This is a genomic window from Enterobacter cloacae complex sp. GF14B (assembly GCF_004136805.1).
GTDB lineage: Bacteria > Pseudomonadota > Gammaproteobacteria > Enterobacterales > Enterobacteriaceae > Enterobacter > Enterobacter hormaechei_C.
The window spans coordinates 50832-71206 of sequence record NZ_QFRV01000013.1; the positions used below are offsets into that span (position 1 = coordinate 50832).

General features: G+C 55.7%; 21 protein-coding genes and 1 pseudogene. 7 read left to right on the forward strand and 15 right to left on the reverse strand.

The window, feature by feature from the left end:
• Positions 1-46 precede the first annotated feature (46 nt).
• The 5 genes and pseudogenes from DD606_RS07005 (at position 47) to tam (ending at position 3493) form a co-directional block, all read left to right on the forward strand.
• Positions 47-976 carry a LysR family transcriptional regulator gene (locus DD606_RS07005; protein ID WP_129258420.1) on the forward strand — a complete coding sequence of 310 codons (930 nt, stop codon included), beginning with the start codon at positions 47-49 and terminating at the stop codon, positions 974-976.
• A gap of 63 nt (positions 977-1039) precedes the next feature.
• The gene (locus DD606_RS07010) at positions 1040-1306 is read left to right on the forward strand and encodes a DUF1778 domain-containing protein (protein WP_003857131.1); all 267 of its coding nucleotides are present in this window, start codon (positions 1040-1042) and stop codon (positions 1304-1306) included.
• On the forward strand, positions 1294-1779 hold the full coding sequence (locus DD606_RS07015) for a GNAT family N-acetyltransferase (RefSeq protein WP_129258422.1): 486 nt from the start codon (positions 1294-1296) through the stop codon (positions 1777-1779). Before DD606_RS07010 ends, DD606_RS07015 begins: the two co-directional genes overlap by 13 nt.
• A gap of 409 nt (positions 1780-2188) precedes the next feature.
• Positions 2189-2650: pseudogene (locus tag DD606_RS07020) on the forward strand (NUDIX domain-containing protein); the annotation flags it as partial.
• A gap of 84 nt (positions 2651-2734) precedes the next feature.
• Complete coding sequence (tam, locus tag DD606_RS07025; RefSeq protein WP_023314159.1) at positions 2735-3493, forward strand: trans-aconitate 2-methyltransferase; 759 nt, start codon at positions 2735-2737, stop codon at positions 3491-3493.
• 6 nt (positions 3494-3499) lie between these two features.
• On the opposite strand, the gene DD606_RS07030 is transcribed toward tam, so the two are convergent.
• The 6 genes from DD606_RS07030 to DD606_RS07055 all read right to left on the reverse strand — a co-directional run bounded on the left by DD606_RS07030 (position 3500) and on the right by DD606_RS07055 (position 9089).
• The gene (locus DD606_RS07030) at positions 3500-4690 is read right to left on the reverse strand and encodes a cytochrome c biogenesis protein/redoxin (protein ID WP_032609217.1); all 1191 of its coding nucleotides are present in this window, start codon (positions 4688-4690) and stop codon (positions 3500-3502) included.
• A gap of 135 nt (positions 4691-4825) precedes the next feature.
• Entirely contained in the window at positions 4826-6121 is a 1296-nt protein-coding gene (locus DD606_RS07035) for an ATP-binding protein (protein ID WP_129258426.1), read from the reverse strand.
• Complete coding sequence (locus DD606_RS07040) at positions 6118-6858, reverse strand: response regulator (protein ID WP_022651194.1); 741 nt, start codon at positions 6856-6858, stop codon at positions 6118-6120. Before DD606_RS07040 ends, DD606_RS07035 begins: the two co-directional genes overlap by 4 nt.
• A 44-nt stretch (positions 6859-6902) precedes the next feature.
• Positions 6903-7898 (reverse strand): alpha/beta fold hydrolase, encoded by a 996-nt coding sequence (locus DD606_RS07045; RefSeq protein WP_045346260.1) that lies wholly within the window; start codon positions 7896-7898, stop codon positions 6903-6905.
• Between the two features lie 145 nt (positions 7899-8043).
• Entirely contained in the window at positions 8044-8484 is a 441-nt protein-coding gene (locus DD606_RS07050) for a GNAT family N-acetyltransferase (RefSeq protein ID WP_045346261.1), read from the reverse strand.
• Positions 8481-9089: a hypothetical protein gene (locus tag DD606_RS07055; protein ID WP_045346262.1), complete on the reverse strand. Its 609-nt coding sequence runs from the start codon at positions 9087-9089 to the stop codon at positions 8481-8483. Before DD606_RS07055 ends, DD606_RS07050 begins: the two co-directional genes overlap by 4 nt.
• A gap of 186 nt (positions 9090-9275) precedes the next feature.
• Here DD606_RS07055 and DD606_RS07060 point away from each other — a divergent pair, with 186 nt between their 5' ends.
• On the forward strand, positions 9276-9824 hold the full coding sequence (locus tag DD606_RS07060; protein ID WP_045346263.1) for a GNAT family N-acetyltransferase: 549 nt from the start codon (positions 9276-9278) through the stop codon (positions 9822-9824).
• Here the strand turns inward: DD606_RS07060 and DD606_RS07065 are convergent.
• The 8 genes from DD606_RS07065 to sad all read right to left on the reverse strand — a co-directional run bounded on the left by DD606_RS07065 (position 9812) and on the right by sad (position 18580).
• The gene (locus DD606_RS07065) at positions 9812-10726 is read right to left on the reverse strand and encodes a bestrophin family protein (protein ID WP_003857155.1); all 915 of its coding nucleotides are present in this window, start codon (positions 10724-10726) and stop codon (positions 9812-9814) included. The two genes, DD606_RS07060 and DD606_RS07065, sit on opposite strands and share 13 nt — an antisense overlap.
• A 201-nt stretch (positions 10727-10927) precedes the next feature.
• The gene (locus DD606_RS07070) at positions 10928-12379 is read right to left on the reverse strand and encodes a tagaturonate reductase (RefSeq protein ID WP_129258428.1); all 1452 of its coding nucleotides are present in this window, start codon (positions 12377-12379) and stop codon (positions 10928-10930) included.
• 116 nt (positions 12380-12495) lie between these two features.
• Positions 12496-13023, reverse strand: coding sequence for a GNAT family N-acetyltransferase (locus tag DD606_RS07075; protein ID WP_023324650.1), 528 nt, complete (start codon positions 13021-13023; stop codon positions 12496-12498).
• A gap of 82 nt (positions 13024-13105) precedes the next feature.
• Positions 13106-14071: a sensor domain-containing diguanylate cyclase gene (locus DD606_RS07080; RefSeq protein ID WP_032609205.1), complete on the reverse strand. Its 966-nt coding sequence runs from the start codon at positions 14069-14071 to the stop codon at positions 13106-13108.
• A 58-nt stretch (positions 14072-14129) separates the two neighbouring features.
• Positions 14130-14492 carry a DUF4186 domain-containing protein gene (locus DD606_RS07085; RefSeq protein WP_003857163.1) on the reverse strand — a complete coding sequence of 121 codons (363 nt, stop codon included), beginning with the start codon at positions 14490-14492 and terminating at the stop codon, positions 14130-14132.
• Complete coding sequence (glsB, locus tag DD606_RS07090; protein WP_003857165.1) at positions 14492-15418, reverse strand: glutaminase B; 927 nt, start codon at positions 15416-15418, stop codon at positions 14492-14494. Before glsB ends, DD606_RS07085 begins: the two co-directional genes overlap by 1 nt.
• A gap of 62 nt (positions 15419-15480) precedes the next feature.
• Complete coding sequence (locus tag DD606_RS07095; protein ID WP_048208644.1) at positions 15481-17070, reverse strand: methyl-accepting chemotaxis protein; 1590 nt, start codon at positions 17068-17070, stop codon at positions 15481-15483.
• 127 nt (positions 17071-17197) lie between these two features.
• The gene (gene sad, locus DD606_RS07100; RefSeq protein ID WP_129258430.1) at positions 17198-18580 is read right to left on the reverse strand and encodes a succinate-semialdehyde dehydrogenase; all 1383 of its coding nucleotides are present in this window, start codon (positions 18578-18580) and stop codon (positions 17198-17200) included.
• Between the two features lie 99 nt (positions 18581-18679).
• Here sad and DD606_RS07105 point away from each other — a divergent pair, with 99 nt between their 5' ends.
• Entirely contained in the window at positions 18680-19558 is an 879-nt protein-coding gene (locus tag DD606_RS07105) for a LysR family transcriptional regulator (RefSeq protein WP_017382364.1), read from the forward strand.
• Here the strand turns inward: DD606_RS07105 and DD606_RS07110 are convergent.
• Complete coding sequence (locus DD606_RS07110) at positions 19555-20367, reverse strand: PhzF family phenazine biosynthesis protein (RefSeq protein ID WP_032609197.1); 813 nt, start codon at positions 20365-20367, stop codon at positions 19555-19557. The two genes, DD606_RS07105 and DD606_RS07110, sit on opposite strands and share 4 nt — an antisense overlap.
• Positions 20368-20375: the final 8 nt, after the last annotated feature.

Below are 20375 nucleotides of genomic sequence, written 5' to 3' on the forward strand. Positions count from 1 at the left end.
TATCGTTGCATGAAACGCCTTATCTGAATGTACAGGAATGAGCGCTATGACCGATCCAGATTTTAATTTACTGATTGCACTCGACATATTGCTGAGCGAAGCGAGTGTCGCAGGTGCGGCACGCCGTCTGAACCTCAGCACCTCGGCCATGAGCCGGACATTAAGCAGGTTACGCGACGTTACAGGCGACCCGATCCTGGTGCGCGCCGGGCGTAACATGGTACTAACCCCGTGGGCCGAAGCGACCCGGGATCGCGCCAGGCGTGCAGTGCACGAGACCAGGGCGGTATTGCAGCCCTCAACTGAAACGTTCAGCGCGCGAAGTCTGGCGCGTCTTTTTACCATCAGGGCAAACGATGGTTTTGTGGTGGCGTTTGGGCCTGCGCTTATAGCGGCTGTGGCCGACGCCGCGCCGGACGTCTGTATACGCTTCGCGCCGAAGCCGGAAAAAACGTCGCGCTATCTTCGGGAAGGGCTGGTTGATCTGGAGATTGGCGTCCAGAGCAATATGGGGCCTGAAATACGGCTGCAACGACTGTTTGAGGATCGGTTTGTGGGCGTCGTGCGTAAGGGGCATCCGCTGGCTAATCAGGCAGAAATAGGGGTGAAGGATTATGTCGCCTGGGGCCATGTGGTAGCGTCACCTGAGGGCGCATTGCACGGTTCCGTTGACGATGCGCTGGCCGAACTGGGGACAAAACGTAAAATCGCCAGCGTCGTTCCGGGATTTCCGACGGCGCTGTCCGTGGCGCTGGCATCAGATCTTATTGCCATGATACCCGCGCTCTATTTACTCAATCAGCAGATAACGGAGCAGTTACACGTTTTCGAGCTGCCGTTCAAAAGCCGTCGTATTACGGTTTCACAGATGTGGCACCCAAGAATGGAACGCGACCCTGGTCACCGCTGGCTGAGAGAGCAAATTCTTGCGATATGCGGTGTGGAGAGGTCAGGCATGATTAAGGGCTCTGTATAGCGATTGCTATACACGCCGCTTATGTTATGCTTGTAAAGCAATTGCTATACAAGAGGTATACCCATGAAATCAGATGTTCAACTCAATCTCAGAGCCAAAGAATCCCAGCGGGCGCTTATCGATGCCGCCGCAGAGATCCTCCATAAATCACGTACAGACTTCATTCTGGAGATGGCCTGTCAGGCAGCCGAGAATGTGATCCTCGATCGACGTGTATTCAATTTTAACGATGAACAGTACGCAGAGTTCATTGACATGCTCGATGCCCCGGTCGCGGACGATCCTGCCATAGAAAAACTGCTGGCAAGGAAACCGCAGTGGGACGTGTAACAGCGCCAGAGCCCTTATCCAGCGTCCATCAACTGGCGGAGTTCGTCAGCGGAGAGGCCGTGCTTGACGAATGGCTAAAACAAAGAGGTCTGAAAAACCAGGCGCTCGGCGCAGCCCGAACGTTTGTCATTTGTAAAACGGGCACGAAGCAGGTCGCGGGATTTTACTCACTGGCTACCGGCAGCGTTAACCATACGCAAGCGACAGGTAATCTGCGGCGTAACATGCCGGATCCCATTCCCGTGATTATACTTGCCCGTCTGGCTGTTGATGTCTCGTTACGCGGAAACGGGTTGGGAGCCGATTTACTCCACGATGCGGTTTTACGCTGTTATCGGGTAGCTGAGAATATCGGGGTGCGGGCGATCATGGTTCATGCACTCACTGAGGAAGCCAAAGCGTTTTATATCCACCATGGTTTTAAAGCCTCGCAGACTCAGGAACGGACACTGTTTCTCCGGCTTCCTCTGTAGAGGCAAAGGGAGGGGGTAGGATGCGATGGGCTTATCTGATGCGTGATAGGATTCATAATATATCATTTAACATAATATACATTATGCGCACTAACGTCAGGTAACGAGGATTGTAGCCAGATTGGTGCAGTAGTTAGTTCGCATAATAGTTGGATTGTCTTGCGCCCTCTGGTTCAGATTGTGGACTTCTATGGCTAAGCTCTCACTGCGTTCGAGGGATTGTGCTCGTGATTAGCTCGCACTTCGTTGTTGGCATTAACTGGATATGGAGATTGCGAACTGGAACGCTTCTTCTTCGTTTCAGCTATGTGCCCGCTTCGGCATTAACTGATTTTGAATTCTTCTGATGTGTCAGTTGTGGTTTCATTATTTGGGGAAATGATGACCACGAAATGACTGATGGCAAGAGCGTGAAGTGTATGACCGGGGGAATGGCGCGACGATCCTGCTCTATAATCGCGACAGCAAAACCGTCATTCTGACGCGTCAGTTCCGTTTCCCGGTGTTTATCAATGGTCACGAAGAGGATCTCATTGAGGCGGCCGCCGGGTTGCTCGATAACCTTGACCCGGAAAGCCGGATTAAGGCCGAAGCGGAAGAAGAAACCGGGTTTAAGGTGACGCGCGTAGAGAAAATTTTTGAGGCCTATATGAGCCCGGGCTCGGTTACCGAGAAACTCTACTTCTATCTGGCGGAATATCATCCGCAGGATCGGACCAGCGCGGGCGGCGGCGTTAAAGCTGAGGGGGAAGATATCGACGTGCTGGAAATGACGCTGGACGACGCGCTTCGGGGCATTGAAAATGGGCAGATCGTCGACGGAAAAACCATCATGCTGCTCTATCACCTGGCCCTCAAAGGCATTTTATAATCTCACCATTAGCCAGATACCTGCCCCGGCGCAGGTATTTGCCTGTGCTATTCTTGCTGAACACCTCAACATGGAGATGCGAAAATGGCCGACTGGGATCCCTCTCTTTATCTACAGTACAGCGCAGAACGCACACGTCCCGCCGCTGAGTTACTGGCCCGGGTGCCGCTTGCTGACATAACCTCAGCCGTGGATTTGGGCTGCGGGCCAGGCAACAGCACCGCGCTGCTGAAACAGCGCTGGCCTTCTGCGCAGATCGCCGGCGTGGATAACTCCCCGGCCATGCTGGAGGAAGCCCGACAGGCCCTGCCAGACTGCCACTTTGTTGAGGCAGATATCCGGCACTACAAACCTGACCAGCCGCTCAGCCTGATCTACGCCAACGCCTCATTGCAATGGATCCCGGACCATTACCACCTTCTGCCACACCTGGTTTCACTGCTCCAGTTAAACGGCGTGCTGGCGGTGCAAATGCCTGACAACTGGCTTGAGCCGACGCACGCCCTGATGCGTGAAGTTGCCTGGGAACAGGGCTACCCCGATCGTGGCCGCGAGCCATTGCCGGGTATCCATGCCTACTACGATATTCTGACGGAAGCGGGATGTGACGTGGATATCTGGCGCACCACCTACTTCCATCAGATGAGCTCTCATCAGGCGATTATTGACTGGGTCAGCGCGACGGGGTTACGGCCGTGGTTACAGGAACTCAACGAAAGCGAGCAGAAAAACTATCTGAAACGCTACCTTGAGCTGCTGGAAGAGCAGTATCCGCTCCAGGAGAACGGGCAGATACTGCTGGCTTTTCCGCGCCTGTTTATGGTGGCTCAGCGGGTTCCGTAAGCCGGATCAGGAACGCGCTTCCTTGAGCAACTGCTGAATCACGGCCTCCTGCTTGTCATAGTTACCTTCGCCAAACGCGGTGTAACGCAGTTGCCCTTTCGCATCGAAATAGTAATGCGCTGGCCAGTACTGATTTCCGAACGCGCTCCAGATTTTGTAGTTATTATCCGTCACTACGCGGTACGGCAGCTGCCATTTATTGACCGCGTTTTTCACCGATGATAACGGCTTTTCCCAGGGGTATTCCGGGGTATGGACGCCAATCACCACCAGACCTTGTGACTCATATTTCTTCGCCCAGTCTCGAACATGCGGAAGGGTATGCTGGCAGTTGATACAGTCCCAGGTCCAGAAATCGATAAGCACAACTTTCCCCCGCAAGGCCTCAGACGTGACAGGGTCACCGTTTACCCAGCCCGTACCGCCGCTTAATGATGGTAGCTGGCTGCTCGTTGTTGCGTCAGCGACTGGTTGCAGTTTCACCTGCGTGGAGGATGGTTGCGCAAGGCTCAACAGAGCGTTTTCCAGCTGGTCGGCAATACCGTTGGCACCTTTTAGGGCTGAGGTCATCCCGCTGGCGTTGAACGCAACGGCAGCTAACATCATCACTCCCGCTCCCTGACGCAAACGCGCCATCAATGCGGATTTGGCTCTCAGAGGGGTTATCAGCTTACGGCCCCCCGCGACAAGCAGCCCCAGCATCAACGCGCATCCACTGCCGTAAGCGGCTAACAGCGCTCCGGTTGCGATGGCCGAGTGGCCCGCAATATTAATGCTGAAGATCGCCCCGAGAATCGGTCCGGCACAGGGGGACCACAGAAGTCCAACGGCCAGCCCTGCCAGAAAAGCCGAAACCAGGCCGCGTCGCTGAACGCTGTGGGTGTTGAGAACGTTTCCCGCACTGACCGCCGGACGGGCAATGCGCTGAGCAAACTGCGGGAAGATCAGAGCCAGGGCGGCAATGCTCAGTATCAGCAGCGCAATCCAGCGACCGATAACGGTGGCGTCAGCGATCCACTCGCTGGCAACCGTTACTACCATCGCCACCAACGTGAACATCACAATCATTCCCGCCAGAAGCGCCAGAATGTGTTTGCGCTGCCCCTGAAAGCCAGCGAACAGCAGAGGAATGACGGGAAGCGTGCACGGACTGAGCAGGCTAATCATGCCGCCCAAAAAAGCGATTATCAGAAACATAACGACCTCACGATACGGTTGCTGCGAAGGTGCAGTGAGGTTATTTGACCGTACGAATGTGTTCAGGCCGTGTGCGAAAAGCTGAATTTTGTCTGCCTGCGTATCGGCACGGGGTGCAGATACACAGGCGTACAATTAACCGCGCGGAAGAGTCACGCTTACGGCCAACCCGCCCTCTGCCCGGTTTGCAATATGCAATTTCCCGTCAAGCTGGGCGGTGAGCTGCGCGGCAATGGCGAGGCCTAACCCGGTGCCGCCCGTTTCGCGGTTGCGCGACGTTTCAACCCGGTAGAACGGCTGTAACACCGCCTCCAGTTCTGCCTCCGGGATGCCGGGGCCGTTATCCATAATGCGGATCGCTACCTGCCTTTCATCTTCATCAATCTCTATAACCGCGCTATCGCCAAACTTGAGCGCATTATCCAGCAGATTGGTCATTACCCTGCGCAATGCCTGTGGACGAGTAACGATCGGCAGACGCGCATTGCGTGCATGAAACTGCACGTTTTTACCAATGTCCTGATAATCACTGGCGATGCTGTTAACCCACGCGTTCAGCTCCAGCTTCAGCGTGGTCTCTTCCAGTGATTCTGATGACCGGGCATAGGCAATCCCCTCCCGTACCAGGCGCGACATATTATCCAGGTCGCTCAGCAGCTTATCGCGGAGTTCGGGCGGATCTGCCATTTCGATCCGCAGCTTCATTCGCGTGATGGGCGTCTGGAGATCGTGAGAAATGGACGCCAGAATCTGCGCGCGTTCACGCAGATACGTTTGTATCCGCGACTGCATCTCATTAAAAGCGTGTGCAGCCTGGCGCACTTCAACCGGTCCTTTTTCAGTCATCGGTGAATGGGCCGCAGGATCGAGGGAATCAACCGCACGCGTGAATTGCAGGAAAGGCCGGACAACCTGGCGTACGGCAATCCAGGAGCAGAGCGCGACAAGTAACAGCTGAAGAACTAGCACCACGGGTAACCAGCTGGCGACAGGCGGCATGCGCGGGATCAGATCGATAGTGAGCGGTGCGCCGTCGCGGAGCGTCAGATGGGCCTGAATATGGGAGATCGGCCCTGGCACCGCCGTAAACTGGAGCGGATATTGGGCTGAAAGCGTCTCTTTCAGGGTGCGAATTGCATCCCGCGAGCGCTTGTCCGTTGGTGCGGCGCCTGCCTCGCCGGGGCCAAGGATATAACGATAATTACCGCGACTGAGCCGTTCCAGCCACTCTGGCCGCTCTTTGGCCGGAAGCCGGTCGAGAATGGCCACGCTGGTCGCCACGTCATTCTCAAGATTGCCCAGCATAACCGTGCGCGCGCTGTGCATTCGCTCAACCATGACCAGCGTCAGGCTGAGCGCGTTAGCCAGTAAGAGTCCAAGCAGCACAATGATCAGCAGCCGGGCCAGTAAGGTGCGGGGCCACAGCGTCATTCATTGGCCTCGACGATGGTCACCGGCATGGTAAAAACGTAGCCTTCGCTGCGAACGGTTTTAATGTAGGCCGGCGTGCGGGCATCTTCATTCAGGCGCTGTCGCACGCGGCTCACCAGGAGATCAATCGAACGCTCAAACAGCTCGGCATCACGTCCCTGCGTCAGGTTCAGCAGCTGATCGCGGGTCAGCACCCGTTGAGGATGATCGAGGAATACGCGCAAAAGGCGATATTCCGCCCCGCTGAGCGCCACAACCATCCCCTCGTTATCAATCAGATGACGCGCCACGGTATCCAGTTGCCATTCACCGAACACCACCAGGCGCCCTGCCTCGGTCACCTGAAGATTAGGCGGCATAGTACGAAAACGACGCAGGATAGCTTTGATACGCGCCAGCAGTTCGCGGGCCACAAACGGTTTCACCACATAATCGTCGGCGCCCATCTCCAGTCCCAGGATCCGGTCCGTGTCCTCGTTGCGCGCGGTGAGCATCAGGATCGGCAGATCCTTATGCCTGCTGCTGCGCAGCTGTCGACACAGCGTCAGGCCATCATCGCCGGGCATCATCACGTCCAGCACCACCAGGTCGATATGCTGTTTGTCGAGCACTACGCGCATCTCTTTCCCGTTCGCCGCGCCAGAGGCGTGGTAGCCGGATTTCACGAGGTAATCGACAATCAGTTCACGAATATCCCTGTCGTCATCGACGACAAGGATGTGATCAATATGCTCCACCTCAGGCTCCTGATTAAGAGGTAACGGATTGAAAATAGCACATATCAGAGCTTATCCGCGTCGACAACGGCTTTAACAAAGTCCTGCGGATCTTCCTGCGGCGGGTTGTGGCCAACCGTTGCGCCGAAAGTACGGTGCTCATATTTTCCGGTGAATTTCCCCGCATAGGCAGCGGGTGCAGGATGTGGTGCTCCGTTGTTACCACCCTCGATGGTGATGGTCGGCACCGTAATATTCGGCAGCGTAGCTAGCTTTTGTTCGTAGGCGTCATATTTCTGCTCACCCTTCTCCAGCCCCAGACGCCAGCGGTAATTACTGAGCGTGACGGCAACGTGGTCCGGGTTATCGAGGGATTTGGCGCTGGCATTGAAGGTGGCATCGCTGAATTTCCAGTCAGGCGAAGCCTGGGACCAGATCAACCGGGCAAAATCGTGCGTATTTTTAGCATAGCCCTCCGCCCCGCGCGTCGTGGCGAAATAGAACTGATACCACCACTGAACCTCTGCCTTCGGCGGTAAAGGCTGTTTGCCAATCGCCTGGCTGCTGATCAGGTAGCCACTTACCGAGACCAGCGATTTCACCCGTTCCGGCCAGAGCGCTGCAACGATATCTGCCGTACGCGCCCCCCAGTCATAACCGGCAAACACCGCCTGTTTGATATTCAGGGCGTCCATCAGGTTGACGATGTCTTTTGCCATTGCCGAAGGCTGGCCGTTTCGCGGCGTTTTATCAGAAATAAAGCGTGTGGTGCCGTACCCGCGCAGGGACGGCACAATGACACGATACCCCTTCGCGGCCAGCGCGGGGGCCACTTCTGCATAACTGTGAATGTCGTACGGCCAGCCATGCAGCAGGATCACCGGTTGCCCCTCTTTTGGCCCGATATCGACGTAACCGACGTTCAAATCGCCAGCGTTAATCTGTTTAACCTGGTTAAAGGCCGACGCGTAATCCTTACCCGTCGCTTCTGCCTGGCAGGACATCACGGTGCCAAGTGATACGGTCAGGGCGACGGCTGAGTATGCGAGTTTATTAAACATGATGTTATCTCCGGGTAAGTTCAGTTGACGGAGATATAACACCATGCGTTTGTATAGGAGATGTGTGCGGATGCGGTTTTATTGCATACCTGTGTATGTATCACAGAGGCAGATACAGTGTGATACAAACCCAGGTATTAAACGACTAAAGCGAGATTCGGTACCGGACGTAATCGTCGGCTTCACCATAGTGATCATACAGCTTACGCGCCGGATTGTTCATGCGGGTTACCCAGTAGAGTTTTGACCACCCTTCCCGCTTGCCTTCATCGATCAGGGCGTCGATAAGCGCTTTACCCGCCCCTGCGCCACGTTCGGCAGCTTCAACAAACAGATCTTCCAGATAGCAAACGGGCGCGGTTGACCAGGTCCCTTCATGCAGGACGCACATGGCGAAGCCGATGACGCGGCCGTCCTTCTCCACGACACGGCAAAACAGAGATGATGAATCTGCGAGCGCCCTGTCCCAGGTGGCCGCGGTAACGGACTCGTCAAGGTAGCACTCATAAAAATGGGTATAGCCATCCCACAGCGGTCGCCACTGTGGGTAATCTTCTGTCTGTAACGGGCGTACGATGAGTGTCATGTGTTCCTCACATTATCCTTGCCGCTCTTTAGGCGCATGATGCGAGCCAGCGTGGCAAGACGCTTCGAACGACAATATAGCGTGAACAGCACAAAGCCTCGACTGTTCAACACCATACGGCTAATTACCAAAGCGATCGTTGCAATGATCAGCTGCCAGCTACTGCCATCAGAAATGGTCAGATAGTGAAGCCATTGCAGTACCGTTAATGTCAGCAGGATGATGAAAAGCGCTAAAAACCCTGATAGCCCTGAAGTGTATCCCCGGGCAAGGAAGGCACTCGCGAGCATCAGGAAGATAAGTATCGCTAGCGATGGGACAAAAAAACTGAGTGTATGTAGCGTTGGCGACATACTGGATATTGTCTGGAGAAATGGCAGCAAATTAAACGCAAAAATCACCAGAAATAGCGGTAATAATATCGCTACCGGATAAGCATTTTTCCGTGGCAGCTCACTAAGCGGGCGTGAAAAATACCGCTCCAGTTCGGGTGTGGAATGGTTTAATAAGTCATTGTCATGACGGCCAATAGCGTCCTCAATCCGTTTTCCGTGTTGCAGGAGCTCGTAAGAAACGTGTCCGGTTAACAAGTGCAGAATTTTCATCAAAAAACCGCCAGTGACTGGATAGTACCGATAATGTATTCCTTCACCTTTTCAGGCCGGTTGATTACGTTAACTCAACATCGTTTTCATCGTATCTAGAGTACAGTACATCGCAACAGAATGTTATTAAGATGAAAATACCAGAACCCAAACAAAAGCATAACGCTTAATTATGGAGATCAGCGGATGACCATACCCACGCTTACCACCGAGCGCCTGATATTACGCCCCCTGATTGCAGAAGATGCCGTCCAGATCCAGCAACGCTATCCGCGCTGGGAGATTGTCCGCTATATGGTGGCTTCAGTCCCCTGGCCCTACCCGGAAAACGGTGCAGAAAATTATGTCAACAACGTTGCACTGCCCGATATGGCCAAAGGGATTGCGTGGTTCTGGACGATTCGCCGTCGCGAAGCGCCTGACGAACTGATGGGGTTGATTTGTCTGTATGACGTGGAGGACAACAACCGGGGCTTCTGGCTCGCGCCGGAATTTCATGGCCAGGGATATATGCGCGAGGCGAGCATTGCGGCCACGGATTACTGGTTCAATACGCTTAACAAACCGGTGTTGCGCGCGCCGAAAGCGGCTGCAAACAGCCGCTCCCGACGTATTTCAGACAGCAGCGGCATGCGGCTCATCAGGACGGAGAAGAAAGCCTATGTCAGCGGCCTGCTGGATTCGGAGCTGTGGGAAATCACCCGCGACGAGTGGAATGCCCGTCAGGTCAGCTGATAATGCTTATCCGGCATCAGTCTTTCAGGGATGTTCTCTTCATCGTTCATCTGCAACAGATCGCGCTCCATCATGTTGCAGATGGCGTCCAGCGGCAGATCGTTATCTTCCGTCCCAAACGGATCTTCCAGCTCTTCCGCCAGCGTGTCCAGCGAGATAAAGGTGTAGGAAATCAGTGCAGAGACAAAGGGCGTCATGTAATGCAGATCAACGACCAGCGCAAACGGCAGCATGATGCAGAACAGATACACCGTCCGGTGCAGGATCAGCGTATAGGCAAACGGGACTGGCGTATTGGCGATACGCTCACAGCCAGCCAGCACGATGGACATATCATTCAGGCGGTTGTTGAGGCTGTGAAACAGAATGTCTGAAAGGTGCCCGCTACGCCGCCGCACGGCCAGCCACTCCCCCATGATCAGCAGGATACGGTTCGCCGGCGAGTTGGCGTCCATCACTTTGCGTAAATCGTCTGGAGCCAGATAGCGGGACAGCTGATCGGCATTGGTTTCTCTGCGTAGAGTCATTCGCAGACAGTTAGCAAACGCGATTTGCAGGCGGACAAACTCTCCAAGATGTTTATCATCCGGCAAGGTGTTTTTTACCTCGCGAAACAGCGAGCGCGCCGCTATCATCAACTGCCCCCAAAGCAGACGCGCCTCAACGTAGCGCGAATAACAGGCGTTATTGCGAAACCCCAGGAAGATGGCGATAGCCACACCCAGAATGCTGAACGGCGCGACGGTAAACCGGATACCCAGCGAGGTGTACCACGGCAGCATGACAATCACGGCGATGGAAAGCAGGAAGTTAAGCAGCAGTCGGGTATAAATTTTGGGAAGTACCGAACCATGCCAGACAAAAATCAGTTGCAGCCAGTGCTGTTGAGGACGAACAATCATAATCAGCTTCAGAAAAGTAAAGAGCGCGGCTATTAAACGTGATCCCCCTCACGGTTGCAAGCATGTTAATAGTTCATTGCATTTTCTGACCTGTTAAGCCTGAACCGCACGGTGCCGCAAGTGCTTTCTAAAAAAAGAAAGTATAGTATGTTGTAACTAAATGGGGTCTTTAAAAAACCCGGCAAACGCCGGGCATTATGATTAGCAGAGCGGTTTCACCGCATCGCGCATGCCTTTGCTTAAAATCGCATCCAGATCCAGCGCAACCTGGTCTACCAGTCCGTTAACCAGAGTGAGATCCTGTTCCCAGTGTTCGCTCACGCTTAACACCGACGATACCAGTTCACGGGTAGTGACCTGTTTGTCGTGATGTTGCGTCCACAGCTGCTGGTAACGTTCAAGCCAGTGCGCATCGTCCTGCACCGGATAGCGCTCACCGTTGCGCTCGGCACGGTAAAATGCAATCAGCGCCGCCAGAGCAAAGGTCAGACGTGCTGGCAATTTGCCGGTCGCCTTCTGCCCTGCCAGCAGTTGCGGCAGAATACGGGTGCGGTACTTGGTCATCCCGTTCAGTGCAATCGACAGCAACTGATGCTTAATGTACGGATTACGGAAACGCCCCGTTACGGCACTGGCGAAGGAGTGCAGCTCGTCGCGCGGCAGATCCAGGACGGGAATAATTTCCTCATAAATAGCCTTCTCGACGAACGCGCAAATTTCCGCGTCGTTCATGGCTTCCCCTACCGTATCCAGGCCGGCCTGAAAAGCGACCGGAACCAGCGCCGTGTGCGCGCCGTTGAGGATCGCCACCTTACGCTCTTTATACGGTTTAATATCGTCAACAATCAGGACGTTAAGCGAGTATTTATCCAGGCGCAGTTCTGCTGCAAGTGATTTTGGCCCCTGAATAACAAATAGATAGAAATGTTCCGCCGTGTCGAGGAAGCTGTCGTGATAGCCCAGCCCGGCTTCCAGCTCTGCCACCTCATCACGCGGATAGCCGGTAACAATGCGGTCAACCAGCGTCGAACAGAAAGTGTTAGCATCATTCAGCCACGCAATGAATGCCGCCGGCAGTGCCCACTCCTGTGCATAACGTAGCACCAGTTCACGCAGGGCATCGCCGTTGTAGTCGATAAGCTCACAAGGAATAATGATCCAGCCTTTATCCGCAGCCCCGTTAAAGTAGGTAAAGCGTTCGAACAGCAGACGCGTCAGTTTGGCCGGATAGCTGGCAGCAGGCGCATCGTCAAACTTATCCCCCGCATGATAGCTGATGCCCGCCTCCGTGGTATTGGAGAAGACAAACCGCATGTCCGGGTTATGGGCGAGCGCCAGAAATTCATCGTACTGGCTGTAGACGCTGATTTCACGATTTACGGAACGAATAAGACGCGCATCGCTTACCGCTTCTCCCTGCTCATTCAGACCACGAATAATTGTGGTATACAGACCATCCTGGGTGCTCAGCGACGGCGGAAAATCGCTCTGGATCGGCCGCACAATCACCACACCGGCATTGAGATCGGTATGCTCGTTTAAGAGGTCGATTTGCCAGTCAACGAACGCGCGCAGGAAGTTACCTTCGCCAAACTGGATGATACGTTCAGGGTAGCACGCACCGGGAAAATCACGACGGTTGAGAGTGTTCACAATGGAGGTCCTTTATGATTAGTCATACAGCCTGATAAGATTGGTGTGATAACTTATCAAAACTTCAGGACCAGAACCCCTGTCTGGATCAACTCAGGACGCGATGGTGAAAAATATCAAAGAAATTTATAGAACATCGAGGTCGCCGTCATGTCCCCGTTCGGCATCAGGGCGTAGCGTGGGATCTCCCCCGCCTTTTGCCAGCCCGCTCTCTGATAAAACGTCTCCGCGCCGCTGCCGGTTGAGGTATCAAGCACCAGCACCGTAAGCGCTTTTTCACGCGCAACCGCCTCCAGGGATTCCATCAGCGCCATTGCCGCCCCTTTACGGCGCGCTTTCTCATGAACCAGCAGTTTCGCGACATCAGCACGGTGCGGCTGGTTTTCAGGCTGATCGGTAATCAGCTGGACCGTGCCAACCAGCCCCTGCTCCGCATCAAAACAGCCCAGGACGGTACGCTCGTCGCGCCCGACGCTGTCTGCGACGCCGAGCCAGAAGGTTTGGGCTTTCGCGGCAGAAAAAGGCAGCATAAAGCTGACGGAGGCGCCGCCGTTGACACAGTTGACGAGAATATCGTTCAGGGCATCAATGTGGGTGAGGATGTCCTGTCGGGAGAGAGGTTTAATCAGCATGGGAGAGTTCATTGCGCGTCCTTAGGTTGAATCTCTCCACTTTGCTATTAACATTTTTGTAACGCAATAAGCGATGACATAGGATTTCGTTATGTCATTTTTCGCCGTGGTGTTGCCGCTTCATGGCGTACATTTGCGCATCCGCGTGTTTTAACCATGCCTGAATATCGTTGCGGTGATGATCGAACTCGCTCAGCCCCCAGGAGAACTGTAACGACCAGGGATGCAGCTGACGCGCGTTATACTTTTCCGTTTGTTCGACGAGATACTGCATGGCGATCCAGGCGCCAGGCTCATCGGTATCCGCAAACAGCACCGCGAACTCATCTCCCCCGAAACGTACCAGCAGATCGGCCTCGCGGAACGAGGAACGCATCAGGGCGGCCATCGCTTTCAGAGCTTTGTCACCCTCCTGATGTCCGAAGCGATCGTTAATGGTTTTGAAATGGTCCAGATCCAGCCAGCCAAGGGTTAACGGTTCTGCCCGACGCTGCGAAACCGACAGTGCAAACTGCGCAAACTGGTTAAACCCGCGACGGTTAAACAATCCCGTGAGTTCATCGGTCGTGGCGGCGCTAACGGCTGCAAATTCATCCTCCGCCAGCGCGCTGAGATCGGCCAGTACGGCGGCATCCGCAGCGGTAAACTCCCGCGGCGCGTAATCAATGAGACACAACGATCCTACGCACGCCCCGTCGCGTAAACGCAGCGGGAAACCGGCATAAAAGCGCACGCCCGGATCTCCCGCCACCTGCGGATTATCCGCGAAGCGTTCGTCCAGGAGCGTGTCACTCACCACCAGCGGCGCGTCACCCAGGATCGTATGACCGCAAAACGAGAGGTCGCGAGGCTGGCTGGCGAGTGCCCGGCCGTCAGCAGATTTCACGATCGCGGCGTGGTCATCCACCAGCGTAATCATCGCCAGCGGCACCCTGAAAAAGCGTGTTGCCAGCCGCGTAAGACGATCAAACGCGGGATAATTGTCGATCTCAAGCAGACCGGATTCGCGCAGCGCATTCATGCGCTCCGCTTCATTAACGGGAATTTGAGGTGCCTTCATAACGTCTCCTGACGCTGAGCATTAGTAAAAGCGTAGCTTAAACAGAGACATTGTCAGTTCAGGAGGCACGATTTACCTCTATGACCAGCCAATGATGGATTACGTTGACGATATACTGTTGTTGCTGCGCACTCAGCGGCACGCCCTGCGGAATAGCGTGCCACTTAGCCAGACAGCCCCGACAGCAGGTTGCCGTGGCATGCTGGGCGATAAAAACCGGATGGCCGCGCATCGGCGTCTGCTTACCGTCATTCACCGGGTGTGCAGGCGCCAGCCGCGCGGCGACAAAATCGGCGGCATGCTTATCGATAGTCTCTGCGCCCTTATCCCAGCAGTATTGCCGCTCTTTCGTCCCTAAATGAAATCGTGAACGAAACGTGGAGCGAGCCAGGCGCGCGAACAGAGGATCTAACGTTGACATCAGTATACGGACCGTCCAAGACGTTTGGTCAGCTGTTCCAGCGCCGCCACGCCCGCCAGTGAATTTCCGGTCTCGTCCAGTTCCGGGCTCCAGACGGCAATCGCCATCTCGTGGGGGACAATCGCCACGACCCCACCGCCAACGCCGGATTTAGCCGGCAGCCCCACGCGCCAGGCAAACTCACCGGCATTCTGATACATTCCGCTGGTTGCCATTAAGGCGTTGATCTGCCGGGCCTGCATCGGGGAGACAACGTCCTCGCCCAGATGAGGGGCATGGCCCTGATGCGCCAGAAACAGAAAAGTCTGCGCCAGTTCAACGCAGTTCATCTTCAGCGCGCAGTAATGAAAATAGTTTTGCAGCACCGTGGCAACGTCATTATGAAAGTTGCCGAAGGACTTCATCAGCCAGGCGATGGCGGCGTTACGTGCAGAGTGTTCAAACTCAGAGCGCGCTACCACCGGATCGTAGGCGATGTCCTGCACGCCGGAAAGCTGCCGCACAATCTGTAGCATCCGCTGGCGCGGCGCGCTCAGCCGGCTTTGCAGCATATCGCACACCACCAGCGCCCCGGCGTTAATAAATGGGTTACGCGGCTTACCCTGTTCGATTTCCAGCTGAAGAAGGGAGTTAAACGGCTGACCGGACGGATCTTTGCCCACCCGCTGCCAGATCTCCTGCTCGTCATACTGGCGCATGGCGGCAACGAGGCTAAGCACTTTTGAGATCGACTGAATGGAAAATCGCTCCAGCGCGTCTCCCGCCTGAAAACGCTGCCCGTCGACAGTACAAATGGCGATGCCGAGCTTATTACCGCTGATCGAGGCCAGCGCGGGAATGTAATCGGCAACCTTACCCTGCCCCAGTAACGGACGAACCTGCGCCAGAATCTCGTCCAGCATCTCATTATGGATGACCGCAGCCACACTTTGCTCCTTGCCCTCAGGCTAAAACGGGCTGCGAGTATAACAGAGGCTTATACGTCACGTCAGGCAGGGAGACGAAAACGCGAGACGGCCTGCAACAAAAGATCGGACTGTTGATGCAGGCGCTCAGAGGCATTTGACGCTTCGCTAACCAGCACATCAGTCTGACGCGATACCTGATTCAACGCCTGAAGTTGGCGCGTCATCTGATGAATGCTATCCCCCTGATTCAGGGTGGCCAAGGAAATATCATTCAGCAGGCTGCTCAGATTCGCCACCAGCCCGGTGACCTGTTGCAAATTCTCTTCCAGACGGTTTACCACCTGAGATCCTTCCTCAATGCCCTGAAGCGAGTGGTTAATCAGCGCCTGGATGGTTTGCGTAGAGTGACTGCTTTTTCTGGCCAGCAACCCCACTTCCCGGGCGACCACCGCAAATCCGCGTCCCTGCTCTCCTGCATGGGCGGCTTCAATGGCAGCATTGAGGGCGAGAATGTTGGTCTGAAACGCCACGCTGTCGATCATCGCGACGATCCCGCGCATCTCTGAGGATCGGTCGACGATCGTCTGCATCGAGCCATTCACCGCCGTCATCATTTGCTCCCCGCCTACGGCAGCCTGTCGGGCTTCATCCGCGCGCGAGCGGGCGAGTTTTGCATAACCTGTGTTCCCCTCAACGTGGGTTTCGAGATCGGCGATATGCGCGGTCACCTCCTCCAGCTCTTTGGCTTGTCGCGTAGACTGCTGATAAAGCTTCTGATTCCCCTGCGCAAGTGACCCAATATTTTCAACCATGGCGGTAGTGGCCTCGCTGACCTGAGTCACCAGCTGCTGTAGCCCAAGCTGCATGGCGGTAATACTGCCGCAGAGCTGGCTGATTTCACGGTTAAAGCGCACAACGTCAGGCGGCGTGCCTGATAAATCCCCTGCCGCAAGCTGGTTAATATGGATAATCAGACGGCGTAGCGGGGATATCACCCACTTCGCCATTCCAAACCAGACGGCTATGGCAATGGCCAGCAGCACCAGCGGCGCAAACAGGAACAGCCGTTGCAGGCCTGAGAGTTGTTCCATGAGCGACTGACGCCCCTGTATCGCCTGCTTCTCACTCCGTTGCTGATAGCGTGCAAAGTTGTCATTAAAATCGGTCTGAAAGGCCTGGGCGGGTACGGCAAAAAAGAGGTCGATGCTGTTGGTTTTCACTAGCCCTTCCGCCTGCTCGCTAATGGCACCGAAGAACAGCTGATAGCTGTTAACAAGCCCCTCGTCCTGCGGAGGATTAAGCGCGAGCCATGCTTGCCATGCCTGTTTAGACGCCGCCAGGGATTTTTGCGCCTCGTCCATCAGGCTATGCCAGCTCCCTTCCGAACCGGTCTCTTTATCCTGCATAAAGTACACTCCGGAGCGGTTGAGCAGATCGCTTGCGGCCAGCAGAGAAATACGGGCCTGATCCAGCCTGCTCTGCTGCTGCCAGGCCAGCTGATTGCGCTGTTCGTTACGCTGGGCTTGATTCAGGGAGGCGGTCAGCAGGAAGGAGGAAGAGAGTTGCAGGGCGGAGAAAAGGCCAATAATACAAAAGATGCCGGTCAGCAGGCCAAACTGACGAGGAATAAAGCGCGGCGCAAGACGGCGAAAAATTTGCGTTAGGTTCATAATTTTCTTCTGTAACAATACGTTAGGCGCGAGCGAGTCTACGAAACGAAAATGACAGAACCATTACGCAAAAATGACAGGAAACGTGAATTGCCGGGTAGCGGCCTGGCCTTACCCGGCAACAATATTAGATGCGGTCCTTCCACACCGTCTGCACATTACAGAACTCATGCAGACCGAAATGAGACAGCTCTCGCCCGAAGCCGCTCTTCTTCACTCCGCCAAAGGCAACGCGCGCATCGCTTGCGCTATAGCCGTTGATAAAGACTCCGCCGCACTCCAGCTCGCGAGAGAAGGTTTCAGCCAGCGCATCGTTCGCGGTAAAGACCGTCGCCGATAAGCCAAAATCGCTGTCGTTAGCCAGCTGCAACGCGTGCGCCGCATCATTGGCGACGGTAATCGCGGCCACCGGGCCAAACAGCTCCTGACGGAAGGCCGTCATCTGTGGGGTGACGCCGCCGAGTACGGTTGGCGCATAATAGCTACCGCTCCCGGCAAGCTTCTCTCCGCCGAGCAGCAGGGTCGCCCCTTCCGCCAGCGTAGCCTGCACCTGCTGATGTAGTTCATCGCGAAGATCAAATCGCGCCATCGGGCCAATATAGTTATCTTCCTCATCCGGTGCGCCCATCTTCAGCGCCTTGACCGCGTCAACAAAGCGTTGGGTAAAGGCGTCCGCTACGCCCGCTTCCACAATAAAGCGTTTTGCCGCCGCGCAAACCTGTCCGGTATTCTGATAACGTCCGGCCACCGCCGCGTTGACGGCCAGATCAAGATCCGCATCGTTCAGAACGATAAACGGATCGGAACCGCCCAGCTCCAGCACGCATTTCTTCAGCGCCGCGCCCGCCTGCGCGCCAATTGCCGCACCAGCCCGAACGCTGCCGGTTACGGTCACCGCCGCGATACGCCGATCGTTAATCGCCTGGCTGACGCCGTCATTCGTCGCGTTCACCCAGCCAAAGACCCCCTCCGGGAAACCGGCATCCGCGAATACCTTCCCGATCAGCTCCGCCGAGCCGAGCACATTTGGCGCATGTTTAAGCAGATAGCTGTTCCCTGCCAGCAGGATCGGCACCGCACCGCGCAGCACCTGCCAGAGCGGGAAATTCCACGGCATCACCGCAAGAATAGGTCCCAGCGGACGGTACTCAATCACCGCATTTTCGACCTGGGTTGATTCCGGGTGCTGCATCGACGGGCCGTGTTCAGCGTACCAGTCGCAAAGGCTGGCGGACTTAGCCACCTCCGCACGCGCCTGCACAATGGGCTTGCCCATCTCCCGGGAGATAGTCTGCGCCATCTCTTCCGCACGGCTACGCAGTGCCGCACCCAGATCGCGAAGTTTTTGCGCCCGGTGCGCCACGCTTTCGCGTCGCCATTGACGAAAACCAGTATCCGCCTGTGCAATGGCACGCTCAACGTCACGGGACGTTGCCCACGGGTAAGCAGCCAGCGTTTCGCCGGTAGCCGGGTTGACAGAGTGGGCATGGGTAGCAGATGAATACGTCATGATGTTCTCCACGTAATAACAGTTGATTGATTGTGGCCTACTCTGCTATTTCTTAAAAATGAATAATACTCACCACCTTATTCACGAATCGAGAACGACATGGACTTAACACAGCTTGAGATGTTTAACGCCGTCGCACTGACCGGCAGCATTACCCAGGCGGCGCAGAAGGTACACCGGGTGCCGTCAAACCTCACCACCCGCATCCGACAGCTAGAAGCGGATCTCGGCGTGGAACTATTTATTCGCGAGAATCAGCGCCTGCGGCTTTCCCCCGCCGGGCACAATTTTTTGCGCTACAGCAAACAGATCCTGGCGCTGGTCGACGAAGCGCGAATGGTCGTCGCCGGGGATGAACCGCAGGGATTATTCTCGCTCGGCGCGCTGGAAAGTACCGCCGCCGTACGCATTCCGGAAAGTCTGGCGCGGTTTAACCAGCGCTATCCGCGCATTCAGTTTGCGTTATCCACCGGGCCTTCCGGTACGATGATTGACGGCGTGCTTGAAGGGACGCTTAGCGCCGCCTTTGTCGACGGGCCGCTCTCGCACCCGGAACTGGAAGGGATGCCGGTTTACCGGGAAGAGATGATGCTGGTCACCCCTGCGGGCCACGCGGAAGTGTCAAAAGCCACGCAGGTGAGCGGCAGCGACGTGTATGCCTTTCGCGCCAACTGTTCTTACCGGCGTCATCTGGAGAGCTGGTTCCATGCCGACCGCGTAACGCCGGGAAGGATCCATGAGATGGAGTCCTACCACGGGATGCTCGCCTGTGTGATTGCCGGGGCAGGCATTGCGCTGATGCCCCGCTCCATGCTGGAGAGCATGCCGGGGCATCATCAGGTGGCGGCGTGGCCGCTGGCGGAAAACTGGCGCTGGCTCACCACCTGGCTGGTGTGGCGACGCGGGGCGATGACCCGCCAGCTGGAGGCATTTATCGCGCTGCTGAACGAGCGTCAGCCACCTGCGCCCAGTTGTTAAAGTTGAACGTAGTCCTGGAGTCGAAGGAAAATTTTTCCCTTCATATACAGCGTGGCCTGCCCTCCAATCAGCACGCGGTCGCCTTTCAGCTCGCAGCGCAGATCCCCGCCGCGCAAGGAGACCTGGCGGGCCGACATCTGCGTTTTTCCGAGCTTTTCACTCCAGTACGGGATCAGCATGCTGTGCGCTGATCCCGTCACCGGATCTTCGGGCACCCCTTCCCCCGGGCAGAAGAAGCGGCTGACGAAATCATACTCATCTCCCGGCGCTGTAACGCAGACCATTTTCCCCAGCGGGAGCATGGCAGTGATATCCGGCGTCAGCGCCTCCACCTGCCGCTGGCTGTCGAGCACCACCATGTAGTCACGCCCCACACGGACCTCGTTTGCCGCGTTAATGCCCAGCGCGCTGAACAGCACTGGGGGTGGAGTATCGACAACCTCGGTTGACCACGCCGGGAAATTAAGCGTCAGCCAGTCGCCGCTGCGTTGTACCGTCAGTTCGCCGACAAAGCGCGTGGTGAAGGTGATTTCCGTATGCGGATAATCCAGGTATTCAAAAATAACGTGAGAAGCCGCGAGGGTTGCGTGGCCACAGAGGTTAATTTCATCCTGCGTGGTAAACCAGCGCAGTTCAAACCCGTTATCCGTTCGGACAAAGAACGCCGTCTCTGACTGATTATGCTGTTTCGCCATCTTCAGCAGCGTCTCATCCGGTAGCCACGCTTCCAGCGGACACACCGCCGCCGCATTGCCGCCGAACGCCCTGTCGCTGAAGGCATCTACCAGATAAAAATCAATTTCCTGCATCGTTGGTT

What these genes read in the sequence shown, in the direction of transcription:
- DD606_RS07005 (WP_129258420.1), top strand. Translation starts at nt 47, where the DNA reads ATGACCGATCCAGATTTTAATTTACTGATTGCACTCGACATATTGCTG.
- DD606_RS07010 (WP_003857131.1), top strand. Translation starts at nt 1,040, where the DNA reads ATGAAATCAGATGTTCAACTCAATCTCAGAGCCAAAGAATCCCAGCGG.
- tam (WP_023314159.1), top strand. Translation starts at nt 2,735, where the DNA reads ATGGCCGACTGGGATCCCTCTCTTTATCTACAGTACAGCGCAGAACGC.
- DD606_RS07030 (WP_032609217.1), bottom strand. Translation starts at nt 4,690, where the DNA reads ATGTTTCTGATAATCGCTTTTTTGGGCGGCATGATTAGCCTGCTCAGT.
- DD606_RS07035 (WP_129258426.1), bottom strand. Translation starts at nt 6,121, where the DNA reads ATGACGCTGTGGCCCCGCACCTTACTGGCCCGGCTGCTGATCATTGTG.
- DD606_RS07045 (WP_045346260.1), bottom strand. Translation starts at nt 7,898, where the DNA reads ATGTTTAATAAACTCGCATACTCAGCCGTCGCCCTGACCGTATCACTT.
- DD606_RS07050 (WP_045346261.1), bottom strand. Translation starts at nt 8,484, where the DNA reads ATGACACTCATCGTACGCCCGTTACAGACAGAAGATTACCCACAGTGG.
- DD606_RS07055 (WP_045346262.1), bottom strand. Translation starts at nt 9,089, where the DNA reads ATGAAAATTCTGCACTTGTTAACCGGACACGTTTCTTACGAGCTCCTG.
- DD606_RS07060 (WP_045346263.1), top strand. Translation starts at nt 9,276, where the DNA reads ATGACCATACCCACGCTTACCACCGAGCGCCTGATATTACGCCCCCTG.
- DD606_RS07065 (WP_003857155.1), bottom strand. Translation starts at nt 10,726, where the DNA reads ATGATTGTTCGTCCTCAACAGCACTGGCTGCAACTGATTTTTGTCTGG.
- DD606_RS07075 (WP_023324650.1), bottom strand. Translation starts at nt 13,023, where the DNA reads ATGAACTCTCCCATGCTGATTAAACCTCTCTCCCGACAGGACATCCTC.
- DD606_RS07080 (WP_032609205.1), bottom strand. Translation starts at nt 14,071, where the DNA reads ATGAAGGCACCTCAAATTCCCGTTAATGAAGCGGAGCGCATGAATGCG.
- DD606_RS07085 (WP_003857163.1), bottom strand. Translation starts at nt 14,492, where the DNA reads ATGTCAACGTTAGATCCTCTGTTCGCGCGCCTGGCTCGCTCCACGTTT.
- DD606_RS07095 (WP_048208644.1), bottom strand. Translation starts at nt 17,070, where the DNA reads ATGAACCTAACGCAAATTTTTCGCCGTCTTGCGCCGCGCTTTATTCCT.
- sad (WP_129258430.1), bottom strand. Translation starts at nt 18,580, where the DNA reads ATGACGTATTCATCTGCTACCCATGCCCACTCTGTCAACCCGGCTACC.
- DD606_RS07105 (WP_017382364.1), top strand. Translation starts at nt 18,680, where the DNA reads ATGGACTTAACACAGCTTGAGATGTTTAACGCCGTCGCACTGACCGGC.
- DD606_RS07110 (WP_032609197.1), bottom strand. Translation starts at nt 20,367, where the DNA reads ATGCAGGAAATTGATTTTTATCTGGTAGATGCCTTCAGCGACAGGGCG.